General features: G+C 66.2%; 11 protein-coding genes. 5 read left to right on the top strand and 6 right to left on the bottom strand.

Annotation, left to right across the window (positions count from 1 at the left end; all coding sequences use genetic code 11):
- Positions 1-2: 2 nt before the first annotated feature.
- The gene (locus H9K76_RS18580) at positions 3-584 is read right to left on the bottom strand and encodes a restriction endonuclease (protein WP_187596787.1); all 582 of its coding nucleotides are present in this window, start codon (positions 582-584) and stop codon (positions 3-5) included.
- Between the two features lie 115 nt (positions 585-699).
- Here H9K76_RS18580 and apbC point away from each other — a divergent pair, with 115 nt between their 5' ends.
- The 3 genes from apbC to H9K76_RS18565 all read left to right on the top strand — a co-directional run bounded on the left by apbC (position 700) and on the right by H9K76_RS18565 (position 4,465).
- Positions 700-1,791 (top strand): iron-sulfur cluster carrier protein ApbC, encoded by a 1,092-nt coding sequence (apbC, locus tag H9K76_RS18575; RefSeq protein WP_187596786.1) that lies wholly within the window; start codon positions 700-702, stop codon positions 1,789-1,791.
- Between the two features lie 74 nt (positions 1,792-1,865).
- Complete coding sequence (locus H9K76_RS18570; protein WP_187596785.1) at positions 1,866-4,160, top strand: FdhF/YdeP family oxidoreductase; 2,295 nt, start codon at positions 1,866-1,868, stop codon at positions 4,158-4,160.
- The gene (locus H9K76_RS18565; RefSeq protein ID WP_246475136.1) at positions 4,157-4,465 is read left to right on the top strand and encodes a hypothetical protein; all 309 of its coding nucleotides are present in this window, start codon (positions 4,157-4,159) and stop codon (positions 4,463-4,465) included. The genes H9K76_RS18570 and H9K76_RS18565 overlap by 4 nt, the downstream gene beginning before the upstream one ends.
- Before the next feature lies 1 nt (position 4,466).
- Here the strand turns inward: H9K76_RS18565 and H9K76_RS18560 are convergent, their stop codons facing one another.
- The 3 genes from H9K76_RS18560 to mnmH form a co-directional block, all read right to left on the bottom strand.
- A complete protein-coding gene (locus H9K76_RS18560; protein WP_187596784.1) occupies positions 4,467-5,693 on the bottom strand; it encodes a hypothetical protein in 1,227 nt (408 codons plus the stop codon).
- A gap of 94 nt (positions 5,694-5,787) precedes the next feature.
- Positions 5,788-6,723 carry a bile acid:sodium symporter family protein gene (locus H9K76_RS18555; RefSeq protein ID WP_187596783.1) on the bottom strand — a complete coding sequence of 312 codons (936 nt, stop codon included), beginning with the start codon at positions 6,721-6,723 and terminating at the stop codon, positions 5,788-5,790.
- 264 nt (positions 6,724-6,987) lie between these two features.
- Positions 6,988-8,049, bottom strand: a complete 1,062-nt coding sequence (gene mnmH, locus H9K76_RS18550) for a tRNA 2-selenouridine(34) synthase MnmH (protein ID WP_187596782.1) — start codon at positions 8,047-8,049, stop codon at positions 6,988-6,990.
- Between the two features lie 140 nt (positions 8,050-8,189).
- Here mnmH and selD point away from each other — a divergent pair, with 140 nt between their 5' ends.
- Together selD and H9K76_RS18540 are read left to right on the top strand one after the other, a co-directional pair.
- On the top strand, positions 8,190-9,275 hold the full coding sequence (gene selD / locus H9K76_RS18545) for a selenide, water dikinase SelD (protein ID WP_187596781.1): 1,086 nt from the start codon (positions 8,190-8,192) through the stop codon (positions 9,273-9,275).
- A 74-nt stretch (positions 9,276-9,349) separates the two neighbouring features.
- Complete coding sequence (locus H9K76_RS18540; protein ID WP_187600724.1) at positions 9,350-9,841, top strand: GNAT family N-acetyltransferase; 492 nt, start codon at positions 9,350-9,352, stop codon at positions 9,839-9,841.
- A gap of 75 nt (positions 9,842-9,916) precedes the next feature.
- On the opposite strand, the gene H9K76_RS18535 is transcribed toward H9K76_RS18540, so the two are convergent.
- Both H9K76_RS18535 and hydA read right to left on the bottom strand, forming a co-directional pair.
- Positions 9,917-11,182 carry a Zn-dependent hydrolase gene (locus tag H9K76_RS18535; RefSeq protein ID WP_187596780.1) on the bottom strand — a complete coding sequence of 422 codons (1,266 nt, stop codon included), beginning with the start codon at positions 11,180-11,182 and terminating at the stop codon, positions 9,917-9,919.
- 39 nt (positions 11,183-11,221) lie between these two features.
- The gene (gene hydA / locus H9K76_RS18530) at positions 11,222-12,688 is read right to left on the bottom strand and encodes a dihydropyrimidinase (protein WP_187596779.1); all 1,467 of its coding nucleotides are present in this window, start codon (positions 12,686-12,688) and stop codon (positions 11,222-11,224) included.
- Positions 12,689-12,741 lie beyond the last annotated feature (53 nt).

Here is a 12,741-nt window from a genome sequence, read left to right as displayed (position 1 = left end):
CGTCAGGACCGGTCGCCCTGCGACTTCAGCAGCATCGCGCAGAGCGCATCGCCTTCGAGCAGCAGCAGGCCGTGCTCCTTGGCGAAGGCGCGGGCGTTCTCGGTGAGCGAGCCCTGCAGGACCACGTACACGCCGTGATCGGCCTTCTGGCGCGCCACGGCCTCCTGCAGTTCGCGCAGGGGCTCCACACCGTGATTGGCGGCCTTCCAGCGGCGGGCACTCACCAGCGACGTGGTGCCGCCCTTGGCGAGCTGCAGGTCGGCGGCGGTGTTGCCGCCCGGCATGCGCTGCACGGACTGGCCTTCGCGCTGCCAGGCCGTCTCGAGGGCCGCGGCAAATTCCTTCCAGGACATGGCGGCGATGCGCGCGTGCATCGTCTGGAGGCGGGAGCTGCTGGGCGCGCGGAACTGGCGCCATGCCGCCATGCAGCCGATCACGAAGATCGGGAGTGCCCCCAGCGCGGCAAAGGGCGCGATCTCGCGCGGCAGGAATGCACCGCAGACCGCCACGATCACGAGCACCACGGCAAGGCTGATCCACCATGGCGAACGCAACAGGATTGCGAACAGGGAGTTCTGGGCCATCTTCAACTTCAAGGGACACCTGGCTGGTTGGTATGTGGGAACAAAGTAAGGCCGCGTGCCAGCAGATGGCACTCGGCTTCGATAGACTACCTGACTCCTGAGGAGTAAATAAAGTATGGCCATCACTGAACAGGGTCTCATGGAGGCTCTCGCCCACGTTCGCGACCCCTACAGCGGTAAGGATTATGTGACCTCGCGCGCTGTGCGCAACGTCACGATCAGCGGCGGCGACGTCGCGTTCGACGTGGAAATCGGCTATCCCGCCAAGAGCCTGGTGCCGGAGCTGCGCCAGCAGCTCGTGGCCGCCGCGAAGAACATCCCGGGCGTGGAGAACGTCTCGGTCAACATCGTCAGCAAGATCATCGCGCACACCGTCCAGCGCGGCGTGCAGCTCCTGCCCGGGGTGAAGAACATCATTGCCGTGGCATCCGGCAAGGGCGGCGTGGGCAAGAGCACCACGGCCGTCAATCTGGCGCTGGCGCTGGCCGCCGAGGGCGCGAACGTCGGGCTGCTCGATGCCGATATCTACGGCCCGAGCCAGCCGCTCATGACCAACACCTCGGGCAAGCCCGAGAGCCTGGACGGCAAGCTGATGGAGCCCAAGCGCAGCATGGGCCTGCAGATCAATTCCATCGGTTTCCTGGTGGACGAGGAGCAGGCGATGATCTGGCGCGGCCCGATGGCGAGCCAGGCGCTCGAGCAACTCATCATGCAGACGCGCTGGCAGGACCTGGACTATCTCGTGGTCGACATGCCGCCCGGAACCGGCGACATCCAGCTTACGATGTCGCAGAAGGTGCCGCTCACGGGCGCGGTGATCGTGACGACGCCGCAGGACATCGCGCTGCTCGATGCGAAGAAGGGCATCAACATGTTCCAGAAGGTCAACGTGCCGATCCTGGGGCTGGTCGAGAACATGGCCGTGCACATCTGCACGAACTGCGGGCATGCCGAGCACATCTTCGGCGCAGACGGCGGCAGGAAGATGGCCGACAAGTTCGGCATCGACTACCTGGGCGCGCTGCCGCTGGCCATGTCGATCCGCGAGCAGGCCGACAGCGGCAAGCCGACGGTGGTGGCCGATCCCGACGGCGACGTGGCGAAGATCTACAAGTCCATCGCGCGCTCGGTGGCGGTGAAGATCGCTCAGCAGGCCAAGGATTTTTCGTCGAAGTTCCCGACGATCACGGTCAGCAAGAACACCTGAGGCGAACAGCACGCACGCGGCCGCAGTCGCCCGGGAACCGGCCCGGCCCCGGGCCTGCCTGTCAGGAGACAGCCATGAAAGAAGAGAAGATCGCGTTCTACAAGGGCCCCGCGGGCGGCTGGGGGGCCCTCAACAGCGTGAAGAACGCGCTGCTGCGGCAGGACATTCCGGTCAAGGGCGCGAAGACGCTCCTGGCCGCCAACCAGCCCGACGGCTTCGACTGCCCTGGTTGCGCATGGCCGGATCGCAACCATGCCTCCACCTTCGAGTTCTGTGAGAACGGGGTGAAGGCCGTCGCGGCGGAGGCCACCGCGCGGCGGGCCGGGCCCGAACTCTTCGCGCGGCACAAGGTGAGCGAGCTGGCGCAGCAAAGCGACTTCTGGCTCGAGGACCAGGGGCGGCTCACGCATCCCATGGTGTATGACGCAACAAGCGACCGCTACCGCCCGATCGGCTGGGACGAAGCGTTCGCGCTGGTTGCGCGGCACCTGAATGCGCTTCCCGATCCGGACGAGGCCATCTTCTACACCTCGGGCCGCACCAGCAACGAGGCCGCATTCCTGTACCAGCTGTTCGTGCGCGAGTTCGGCACCAACAATTTTCCCGACTGCTCCAACATGTGCCACGAGCCGAGCGGCAGCGCGATGCGTCCGCAGATCGGCGTGGGCAAGGGAACGGTGGAACTGGCCGATTTCGAGAAGGCTGATGCGATCTTCATCTTCGGCCAGAACCCGGGGACCAACCATCCGCGCATGCTGGGCGAGCTGCGCGAGGCGCACCGGCGCGGCGCGCGCATCGTCAGCTTCAATCCGCTGCGCGAGCGCGGCCTTGAGCGCTTTGCCGATCCGCAGGACAAGCTGGAGATGGCCACCTTCGGCTCCACGCCCATCAGCACGCACTACTTCCAGCTGCGCGTGGGCGGAGACCTGGCGGCGGTGCTTGGCATGATGAAGCATGTGCTGGAGCAGCATGACGCGCACGGCGACGTGCTGGATCTTGCTTTCATCGATGAACACACCACGGGGCTTGCCTCGCTCTCCGAGAGCGTGCGTGCCGCGGCATGGCCCCTGCTCGAGGAGGAATCGGGACTCAGTGAAGCACAGATGCGCGGTGCGGCCGATGTCTACATCGGGGCGAGGAACGTGATTGCCTGCTGGGGCATGGGCATCACGCAGCACATGCATTCGGTGGCCACCATCCAGATGATCGTGAACCTGCTGATGCTGCGCGGCAATATCGGCCGCCCCGGCGCGGGCGCATGCCCCGTACGTGGCCACAGCAACGTGCAGGGCGACCGCACGATGGGCATCTGGGAGAAGCCACCGGCAGCCCTGCTGGACCGGCTGCGCGATGTCTACGGTTTCGAGCCGCCACGCGCCAACGGCGTGGATACGGTGGAGGCCATCCGGCACATGCGCGACGGCAAGGCGAAGGTCTTCTTTGCGCTGGGCGGCAACTTCGCCGCCGCCACACCCGATACCTATGAAACATGGAAGGCGCTGCAGCGCTGCGACCTGACGGTGCATGTGGCCACGAAGCTCAATCGCAGCCATGTGGTGCACGGGCGCGAGGCGTTGATCCTGCCCTGCCTCGGGCGCACCGAGATCGACATGCAGGACGGCAGGCCGCAGGGCGTGACCGTCGAGGACTCGATGAGCATGGTGCATCTCTCCGTGGGCATCAATCCGCCGGCTTCGGAGCACCTGCTCTCCGAGCCCGCCATCGTCGCGCGACTGGCGCAGGCGACCCTCGGGGCACGAAGCCGCGTGCCATGGACGGGGCTTGCACGCGACTATGCGCTGATCCGCGACGAGATCGAGAAGGTGTTTCCCGATTTCGCGCGCTTCAACCAGCGCGTGTCCGTGCCTGGCGGCTTTCGCCTGCGCAACACGGCAAGCGAGCGTGTATGGCGCACGCCCTCGGCCAAGGCCGCGTTCCAGGCGCACGAGGTGCCGCGCAACACGCCGTCCCACCGCGCTCGCGAACGCATGCCGGGCCGCATCGTCTTCACGCTGCTCACCACGCGCTCGCATGACCAGTACAACACCACGATCTACGGCATGGACGACCGCTACCGCGGCGTGTTCGGCCAGCGGCGCGTGGTGTTCATCCATCCCGAGGACATCCGCGCACTCGGCATGAACGATGGCGACTGGGTGGACATCCGCACCGTGTGGGACGACGGGCAGGAGCGGCGTGCGGATCGATTCAGGCTGGTCGCCTATGACATTCCCCGCGGCAATCTCGCGGCGTACTACCCCGAGACCAATCCGCTGGTTCCCCTGTCGGCGGTGGCTGCGAACGCGGGAACGCCCACGTCGAAGTCGATCCCTGTCGTGCTGGACCTGCATGAGGCCCTACAGCCATGAGCATCGCGTCCGAGCTGCCACTTGCGCTGCGCATTCTCATGGCGCTCGATGAGCAGCAGCGCGAGCGCGGCAGCGACCCGGTGTCGATCGCACGCCTGTGCAAGATGCTCGATGCGAGCGCCAGTTCGCTGATGCGCGAGATCACGCTGCTGGGGGATGCGGTGGTGGGCGGAGAGCGTGGCCCCGGCCTGTTGCGCATGCAGCAGGAGGAGGGGCGCTGGATGGTGGCGCTGACCGATGCCGGGCGCGCGCTGCTGGCGGCGCAGGCGCGCGGCACCCCCACCTCGCACGGAACGCCGCGCTGAATCAGCGCAGCCCTGCCGTCCGAAGCGGCTGCGCGTCCACGCGCTCCAGCCGGGCATTGAAGCTCTCGTCGCGCAGCCAGCGGCGGCCCGGCATGTAGAGATAGTCCTCGCAATCGGGCTGTGAGCAGCGCTGGCTGTCCACCATCTCCAGGAGCAGCATGTCGCGCGTGTAGGGGTCGGTGGACCGGCCCTTCACGCGCACCGCAACGATGCGGGGCTGCGCATCCCAGTCCGCAATCGGGCCGCGCAGGATCACGCGGGTCCATTCCGTGCGTGCGGCCCGTGCCGGGGTCACGTAGGCCTCGACAGGGGTGCGTGCCTCGGCCAGCCGGACCGCGATGAGCAGCACGTCGCCACCGAAGCGGAAGGGATTCCTGTCGAGCTCCGCCAGCTCCACATAGCGCGTCGCGCCATGCTTGCGTGCAAAGGCACGGATGCGGGCCTCGTTGGCTCGTGCCTCGTCGGTCTCCTGCTTTGCGCGCTGCGCGTCCGCCACCTTCTGGGCTGCACGGTTGGTGTAGCTTTGCCAATCGCCTTGCGGGCCGGACGTGCTGCCCCAGTGGCGCAATGCCTGCGCGGTGCCCGCCGGAATGTTGCCGTAGGCATCGGGCGACCAGCTGCCGCCTTCGTGCAACTGCACCCTCAAGCTGCGGCCCTTGAGTGCGGCCGCTCCCGCATCGCTGCATGTGGACTGCCAGCGTGCATAGGCGGCATCCATCCAGGCCTTGGCCAGCGCGTCGTCGGCGAGACTGCCGCTGGTGGATACCTGCAGGCTGAGTGGCTGGCAGACGGACGCGGGCAGCTTGCCGTCGATGCGGCTTTCCACCCAGAGGCGTCCTGCAGACGCGTTTCCGGGGCCGTCGAGGCGGCCCTGGTCGAGCAGCACCCGCGTGTTGTCCACGCGCCTTGCGCCCACGGTCTGGCGCTCCGCGAGAAAGATGCCCTGGGAGAAGCGGCCCTCCCAGACCACCGGTGGCGCGTCGGGGGCATGGCGCAGTTTCCAGGTGGCCTTGCCTCGGCCTTCGGCCAGGCCGGAGCGGCACTCGCCCTGGAACGAATGAAGGTAGTCATTGCTGCGCAACTGGCCCGAGGCCAGCACCTCGCAGCCCCCGGTGCTCACGCCGTCGATGGCGGCTTGCGCCGCAGAGGGGAAGAGCGCGCTCAGGCTCCAGACGGCAGTGAGCGCGAGAGCGAGCGCGGGTGCGAGGTGGTGGGAATGCGGGCGCATGGGGAAAGATGGCTGGTGCGAAGCCCTCTTTTTACCCCACCGCGGGAAACCGCGCGCCGTGTACCCTCGCCGGGCAGGGCGCGGCACCCGGAGGTCAACGCTTGTCGTTGTCGAAGCGTTGGAAGATGGTTGCGATGATCGGACCCGAGATGTTGTGCCACACGCTGAAGATGGCGCTGGGCACGGCCGCGAGCGGCGAGAAATGCGCCGTCGCGAGGGCCACGCCGAGGCCGGAATTCTGCATGCCGACTTCGATCGCCAGCGTCTTGCGCTTGGGCACGCTCATGCCGAACATCCTGGCGAGCGTATAGCCCAGCAGATAGCCCAGGCCGTTGTGCAGCACGACGACCGCAAAGATCATCAGCCCGCTCGAGGCGATGCGCTGCTGGCTGCCGGCGACCACGGCGGCAACGATCGCCACGATGGCGACCACCGACACGAGGGGCAGAACGTCGATGGCGGCCTTCACTTTCTCGCGCAGCAGCGTCTGGCAGATCACGCCCAGGGCGATCGGCAGCACCACGACCTGGATGATCGACCAGAACATCGCGGCGGCGCTTACCTCGATCCATTGGCTTGCCAGCAGATAGATGAGCGCAGGCGTCACGATGGGCGCGAGCAGCGTGGTGACGGAAGTGATGGCCACCGAGAGCGCCACGTCGCCGCGCGCGAGGAACGTCATCACGTTCGACGCGGTGCCGCCGGGGCAGCAGCCCACGAGGATCACGCCGACGGCGACTTCGGGCGGCAGGTTCAGGCCCTTGGACAGCGCCCAGGCCAGCCCGGGCATGATCACGAACTGGCCCAGCACGCCAACGGTCACGTCGCGCGGGCGGCGCAGGACTTCGCGGAAGTCCTCCTTGGACAGGGTCAGCCCCATGCCGAACATGATGATGCCCAGGAGCGGCACCACATAGGGACCGATCCATTTGAACTGGGCGGGAAAGAAGAACGCGAGAATCGCGAAGAGCAACGTCCACAGGGCGAACGTCTTGCCAACGAACTGGCTCAGGCGGGCAAGGGCCTGCATGGTGTGAAATCCTTTGAGAAAAATACCGGGGCAGCGCGGAAGGCGGCTGCCCTATCAGCGATCCATGACGTGTGGGTGGGGACTCCACTCCACATCAAAGGCACGATCCAAAGCCAGGGGTTGCGGGCAGGGGACTGCCCGGAGAAAAGCACGGGTAGTGCTGGTGCATGGCGATGCGGTGTGCGGCCACGCAGCGGGAATCTTATCCGGCAACGCATGCCGGCAAGGTCTGGTGGGGAATTTCACCCGTCCACCGGTGCGCTTTCAGCGTGCCTTGCCTTCGTCGTCCAGGATCTGCACGGCGATGCGCTCGATGCTTGCCTGGTCAAGCGAGGTGACCTCCACGCTGCGCCGTTTTTCCCAGAGGGCGAAGTGGCGGGACTGGGAGCGCCGGTAGTGCGGGTCGTAGTGCAGCGCCATCAGCTCGGCAAACAACGGGGACAGCTGGTGCTCGCGAGCCCAGTTCTGCCAGCGGCCCACGACCTCCTTGCCCAGGTGCTCGGTGAGCATGCCCAGCTTCTCGCACAACAGCGGTACGTCGTTGCCCAGGTAATCGTAGTCACGAAGCAGGTACGCGAGCCGCGCTTCGGGCGTGGCGGCGATCTCGATGGGCTGCGCATGGCGCATGCGGTTGATCAGCGGAATGGGCACCGACATGCGGCCGATGCGTGCGCTTTCGCCCTCCACATACACGGGGCGCGACAGATCCATGCGCTCGAGCACGGTGGCAATCTGCGTCTCGAAGTGCTTTTGCGACGGCTGGGCCACGCCCGGCAGGTTGCCGAGCAGCGAGCCCTTGTGGCGCGCGTAGTGTTCGAGGTCGAGCACCTGCGCGCCCTGTGCCTCGAGCGCCTGCAGGATGCGGGTCTTCGCGCTGCCGGTCGCACCCAGGATGACGCGCAGGTCGAGCTGCGGAACCCGTTCCTCGATCTGCCGGATCACCTCGCGGCGAAACGACTTGTATCCGCCTGCAAGCTGCTGTGCATCCCAGCCGACCAGCCGCATCCACTGGACCATCGAGCCCGAGCGCAGGCCGCCGCGCCAGCAGTACACCAGCGGCTTCCAGTTCTCGGGCTTGTCCGCGAACTGCTCCTTCAGGTGCCGGGCCAGATTGGCCGCCACCATGGCGCCCCCCACGCGGCGCGCCTCGAACGCGCTCTGCTGCACGAAGATCGTTCCCACGATCGCGCGCTCCTCGTTGTCCAGCACCGGGCAATTGATGGCTCCGGGGATGTGATCCTCGGCGAACTCGGCGGGCGAGCGCGCGTCGATGATGGCGTCGAAACGGTGGCGGTCGGCAGGGCGTACGGGCTGGAAGTGGGACATGACAGACTTGCGGTGAGGGCGCAACTATAGCCCGTAGGCGCGCCCGCCCGCCAAGCGAAGTAACCGCACGGCCTGGCCCCGGCCGCAAATCTGGGATGATGGATGCCACCTGCATTTCATTTTCCGATTGAAGATTTGCCATGACTGCCAGCAGCCCTTCCCCGAACATCCCCGTGGCCACCCCGACGCTGCCGCGCCTCACGTCGCTGTCACATGGCGGCGGCTGCGGCTGCAAGATTGCCCCGGGCGTGCTGTCGGAGATTCTCCAATCCAGCGGCGCCAACGCGGTGATTCCCCCTGAGCTGATGGTCGGTATCGAGACTGCGGACGACGCAGCCGTCTACCGGCTCAATGATTCCCAGGCACTGGTGGCGACCACCGATTTCTTCATGCCGATCGTCGATGACCCCTATGAGTTCGGCCGCATCGCCGCGACGAACGCGCTGTCCGACGTCTACGCGATGGGCGGCAAGCCCATCATGGCGCTGGCGCTGGTCGCCATGCCGATCAACCAGTTGCCGCTCGACGTGATCGGTGCCATCGTGCGCGGTGGCCAGGACGTTTGCCGTGCGGCGGGCATCCCGATCGCGGGCGGCCACACGATCGACTCGGTCGAGCCGATCTACGGCCTGGTCGCGATGGGACTGGTGCACCCGGATCGCGTTCGCCGCAATGCCGAGGCGAAGGCGGGCGACGTGCTGGTGCTTGGCAAGCCGCTGGGCGTCGGCATCTATTCCGCAGCGCTCAAGAAGCTCAAGCTGGACGATGCAGGCTATCGTGAGATGATCGCCAACACCACGCGCCTGAACACCCCGGGCCCTTTGCTGGCGGAACTGCCCGGCGTGCATGCGATCACCGATGTGACGGGCTTCGGCCTGGCCGGCCATGCGCTCGAGATGGCGCGCGGAGCGGGGGTGCAGGTCGTGGTCGACTGGGCGAAGGTTCCGCTGCTCCCGGGCGTGGTGCAGCTTGCCGAGGACGGCAACGTGACCGGCGCAAGCGGCCGCAACTGGGCCGCGTACGGCGCCGAGGTGCAGATCGCGAAGGGCCTGCCCGCCACGACGCAGAACCTGGTGAGCGATCCGCAAACCTCGGGAGGCCTGCTGGTGTCCTGCGCGCCCGAGAGCGTGGCGGACGTGCTGGCGATCTTCGAGCGCGAAGGCTTCGGCTCCGCGGCGGTCATCGGCCGTGTGGAGGCCGGTGCCAGCGGGCTGCGGGTCGAGTGACGCCGGTGACTCCGGCTGCCAGATAGAGATAGAGTTTGAGTTTGACGTTGAGTGAATGAGTGAGTGAAGAAGCGATGAGCAGCAATGAATCTTCCCTGGTGGTGCGCGCGGCGGTGATCGAGGACACGCCGACGATCCTGCGTTTCGTGCGCGATCTGGCCATCTACGAGAAAGCCGAGAACGAGGTCCTGACCACGACCGAGCATGTGCACCGAACCATTTTTTCCCCGGATGCGACGGCACATGCCCTGATTTGCGAGCTGGACGGAGCGCCTGTGGGCATGGCGGTGTATTTCTTCAACTACTCCACATGGCAGGGGCGCAACGGGATCTATCTGGAGGATCTCTATGTCGATGGAGCCGCGCGCGGTCATGGTGCGGGCAAGGCGATGCTGAAGGCGCTGGCGCGGATCGCCTTGGAAAAGGATTGCGGGCGGTTCGAGTGGAGCTGCCTGGACTGGAACACGCCTTCCCTTGAGTTCTACGACAGCCTCGGAGCGCTGCCGCAGAAGGAGTGGATCCGGTATCGGTTGACGGGGGATGCCTTGGCGGCGCTGGCTAACTGAAGGCGCGACTCCAGAAATATAAAAACACAAAAGGGCCAGCAGGCCCTTTTCTCATTCGAAAAACCGGATCCAGGATCAGGTTCCGGCACGCTCCAGCATCGCATGCAGCAGCACGTTGCAGCCCGCGGTGATGTGTTCGGGCTTGGCGTCCTCGATCTCATTGTGGGAAATTCCGTCCTTGCAGGGAATGAAGATCATCCCCGCGGGCGCAAGCCGTGCCATGTACACGGCATCATGCCCCGCACCCGACACGGCATTCATGTTGGAATAGCCCAGCGTCTCGGCCCCGCGGCGCACCGCCTCGATGCACTCGGGGTTGAAGGGCTGCGCGGGATAGCTCGACACCAGGTCGATCTTGATCGGCAGGCCCGTCTCCTTGCTGATGCGATCGGCCACGGCGCGGATGTCCGCGTCCATTGCCTCGCAGTCCGCGTCGGTGGCATTGCGCAGGTCGATGCTGAACTTGACCTGGCCGGGAATCACGTTGCGGCTGTTCGGGTGCACATGCACCATGCCGACGGTACCGCGTCCATGGGGCGGGTGGCGGTGCGCACAGGCAACGACTTCCTGCATCACGCGCGTGGCAACCTGCAGCGCGTCCTTGCGCAGCGCCATGGGTGTCGGGCCCGCATGCGCCTCCATGCCGGTGACCGTGCAGTCGTACCAGCGGATGCCGAGCACGCCCGTCACCACGCCGATGGTCTTGTCGTTGTCCTCCAGCACCGGGCCCTGCTCGATGTGGGTCTCGAAGTAGTAGCCGATCGGATGATCGCCGGGCTCCTCGGGGCCCACGTAGCCGATGCGTTCGAGCTCTTCCTTCACGCTCTTGCCGTCGGTGTCCTTGGCGGCATACGCGTGCTCCAGCGTGAAGGCCTTGGCGAACACGCCCGAGCCCATCATCACCGGAACGAAGCGCGAGCCTTCCTCGTTGGTCCAGAAGGCCACCTCGATGGGAGCCTCGGTTTCGATGTTGTGGTCGTTGAGCGTGCGCACCACTTCGATGCCTGCCAGCACGCCGTAGTTGCCGTCGAACTTGCCGCCTGTCGGCTGGGTGTCGATGTGGCTGCCGGTCATGATCGGCGGCAGGCTGTTGTTGCGGCCGGGGCGGCGCATGAAGCCGTTGCCGATCTTGTCGATGGTGACGGTCATGCCCGCTTCCCTGGCCCAGCGCGTGACGAGATCGCGTCCTTGTTTGTCCAGGTCGGTGAGCGCCAGGCGGCAGACGCCGCCCTTGGCGGTTCCGCCGATTTCCGCGAGCTCCATCAGCGATTGCCAGAGGCGTTCGCCGTTCACGCGCAGATGGCTGACGTCGGTGTTGTTGCTTTTCACTTTGGTATCCATTTTGGTTATCTCCTTGGGCTATTTTGCAGCAGATGCCGCTCAGCCCTTGCGTTCAACCGCAGCAGGTGCGAGGTCTTGGGCGCGCTTCTGCACGGCCTGGAAGTTGGGGCCGAAAGCCGGCCGCTTGAAATACTGGCCCGCGTTCTTCTCCGCGCGCAGATCGCCGTTGGCATAGACCACCTTGCCGCGGCTGATGGTGTGGCTCGGGATGCCCGTCACCTGGCGGCCCTCGAAAATGTTGAAGTCGCCCTTGGAGTGCTGCGTCTTCACCGACATTGTCTTGGTGGCCTTCGGGTCCCACAGCACGATGTCGGCGTCGGCACCCACGCCGACGAAGCCCTTGCGAGGGTAGACATTGAACAGCTTGGCGGTGTTGGCCGAGGTGACGGCGACGAACTCGCTGGGCGTGAGGCGCCCGGTGTTGACGCCGGCGTCCCAGACCACGGCCATGCGTTCCTCCACGCCGCCCGTGCCGTTCGGCGTCTTGGCGAAGTTGTCCTTGCCGGCCGCCTTCTGCGCCGCGCAGAACGTGCAGTGGTCGGTTGCCGTGGTGTGCAGGTGGCCGGCCTGCAGGCCACGCCACAGGGCTTCCTGGTGCTCCTTGGGGCGGAACGGCGGACTCATCACGTAGGCTGCCGCCGTAGCGTAGTCGGGGTGGCGGTACACGCTGTCGTCGATCGTCAGGTGGCCTGCCAGCACCTCGCCATAGACGCGCTGTCCACGGGCGCGGGCGCGTGCGATCGCATCGGCGGCCTCGATGCAGCTCACGTGCACCACATAGATCGGCACGCCCAGCACATCGGCAATGGCAATGGCGCGGTTGGCGGCCTCGGCCTCGACCATGGGCGGACGGGAGAGGGGATGGCCTTCGGGTCCGGTGATGCCCATGCGCGCGACCTCCTGCTGCAGCAGGTAGACCAGCTCGCCGTTCTCTGCATGCACGGTGGGCATGGCGCCGAGCTCCAGGGCGCGCCTGAAGCTGTTCACCAGCGTTTCGTCATCGCACATGATGGCGTTCTTGTAGGCCATGAAGTGCTTGAAACTGTTCACGCCTTCCTCGCGGACCAGCGTGCCCATGTCCTCGCGCACCTGGTCGCTCCACCAGGTCACGGCCACGTGGAAGGAGTAGTCGGACGCGGCCTTCTCCGCCCAGCTGCGCCACTTGCGGTAGGCGTCCATCAACGGCTCCTTCGGATCGGGAATCACGAAGTCGATGATGCTGGTCGTGCCGCCGGCCAGGGCCGCGGCCGTGCCGGTGAAGAAGTCGTCGGCCGTGACCGTGCCCATGAAGGGCAGCTGCATGTGCGTGTGCGGATCGATGCCGCCGGGCATGACGTACTGGCCGCTGGCATCCAGCGTCTCGGCACCGGAGGGAGCCTGGGCAACAGCCGCTTCTCCGACTGCAGCGATCCTGCCATCGACGATCAATACGTCGGCGCGCTCTTCGCGGTCGGCATTCACTACGGTGCCACCACGGATCAGAAGGGGGCGGCTGGCTGTGCTCATCATGTTGCTCCTTTGCTTGGCTCACTGAAAACTCTTGCTGAAGACCCTGGCAT

Source organism: Diaphorobacter ruginosibacter, from assembly GCF_014395975.1.
Taxonomy (GTDB): Bacteria; Pseudomonadota; Gammaproteobacteria; order Burkholderiales; family Burkholderiaceae_C; genus Diaphorobacter_A; species Diaphorobacter_A ruginosibacter.
Note: the sequence above shows the minus strand (reverse complement) of the source record. Positions and strands in the feature narration are given on the sequence as shown.

What these genes read in the sequence shown, in the direction of transcription:
- H9K76_RS18580 (WP_187596787.1), bottom strand. Translation starts at nt 584, where the DNA reads ATGGCCCAGAACTCCCTGTTCGCAATCCTGTTGCGTTCGCCATGGTGG.
- apbC (WP_187596786.1), top strand. Translation starts at nt 700, where the DNA reads ATGGCCATCACTGAACAGGGTCTCATGGAGGCTCTCGCCCACGTTCGC.
- H9K76_RS18570 (WP_187596785.1), top strand. Translation starts at nt 1,866, where the DNA reads ATGAAAGAAGAGAAGATCGCGTTCTACAAGGGCCCCGCGGGCGGCTGG.
- H9K76_RS18565 (WP_246475136.1), top strand. Translation starts at nt 4,157, where the DNA reads ATGAGCATCGCGTCCGAGCTGCCACTTGCGCTGCGCATTCTCATGGCG.
- H9K76_RS18560 (WP_187596784.1), bottom strand. Translation starts at nt 5,693, where the DNA reads ATGCGCCCGCATTCCCACCACCTCGCACCCGCGCTCGCTCTCGCGCTC.
- H9K76_RS18555 (WP_187596783.1), bottom strand. Translation starts at nt 6,723, where the DNA reads ATGCAGGCCCTTGCCCGCCTGAGCCAGTTCGTTGGCAAGACGTTCGCC.
- mnmH (WP_187596782.1), bottom strand. Translation starts at nt 8,049, where the DNA reads ATGTCCCACTTCCAGCCCGTACGCCCTGCCGACCGCCACCGTTTCGAC.
- selD (WP_187596781.1), top strand. Translation starts at nt 8,190, where the DNA reads ATGACTGCCAGCAGCCCTTCCCCGAACATCCCCGTGGCCACCCCGACG.
- H9K76_RS18540 (WP_187600724.1), top strand. Translation starts at nt 9,350, where the DNA reads ATGAGCAGCAATGAATCTTCCCTGGTGGTGCGCGCGGCGGTGATCGAG.
- H9K76_RS18535 (WP_187596780.1), bottom strand. Translation starts at nt 11,182, where the DNA reads ATGGATACCAAAGTGAAAAGCAACAACACCGACGTCAGCCATCTGCGC.
- hydA (WP_187596779.1), bottom strand. Translation starts at nt 12,688, where the DNA reads ATGAGCACAGCCAGCCGCCCCCTTCTGATCCGTGGTGGCACCGTAGTG.